This is a genomic window from Virgibacillus sp. M23, assembly GCF_034190895.1.
Lineage (GTDB): Bacteria > Bacillota > Bacilli > Bacillales > Amphibacillaceae > Virgibacillus > Virgibacillus salarius.
The window spans coordinates 1-568 of sequence record NZ_JAWDHA010000177.1; the positions used below are offsets into that span (position 1 = coordinate 1).

The 568-nt window shown below is 40.0% G+C and carries 2 pseudogenes; both read left to right on the top strand.

Features of this window, described 5'->3' with window-relative positions:
• Window positions 1–162 (top strand): annotated as a pseudogene (locus RVS70_RS21895) (hypothetical protein); the annotation flags it as partial.
• Window positions 162–568 (top strand): annotated as a pseudogene (gene ylaC / locus RVS70_RS21900) (RNA polymerase sigma factor YlaC); the annotation flags it as partial. The pseudogenes RVS70_RS21895 and ylaC, both read left to right, overlap by 1 nt.

Here is a 568-nt window from a genome sequence, read left to right on the forward strand (position 1 = left end):
TTTCAAAAGAATGCGGAAGACTTAAAGAGTAATACTTGTTTAAAGGGAAGTCCCGGTGCTGAAGAAGAAAGCCAAATCAGATATATGAAAGTATACCTGTCTTCCATGTATATCTGTTTCATTTTATTGGCCATTTGGATGACGGTGTGGTTTTACTTTTAATGAAGCATAGGGATTCCATTGAGGACTTGTATCGGCAGTATTATCAAGAAATTTTAAATTATTTATTCAGAAGGACTCATCACCTTGAAACAGCCAAGGACTTAGCGCAAGACACGTTTGTGAAAGCTCTTAACGGCCTGGCCTCGTTTAGGGGGCATTCTTCCATCAGAACATGGCTCTACACCATTGCCCATCACACCTTTATCAATTGGTACCGCAGGGATGTCAAATAACAATTTACTGATATCAGCAAAAATGAAGGGTTAACGCAAACAACTTATGAGCAGCCTGAACAGTATCTGTCACGGACGGTAAAAAGCGAAACGCTGCGGCAGGAGCTCCTGAAGTTAAAAGATCAGCATCAATCCGTTTTGATTTTAAGAGAATTCCAAGAGCTTACTTATGA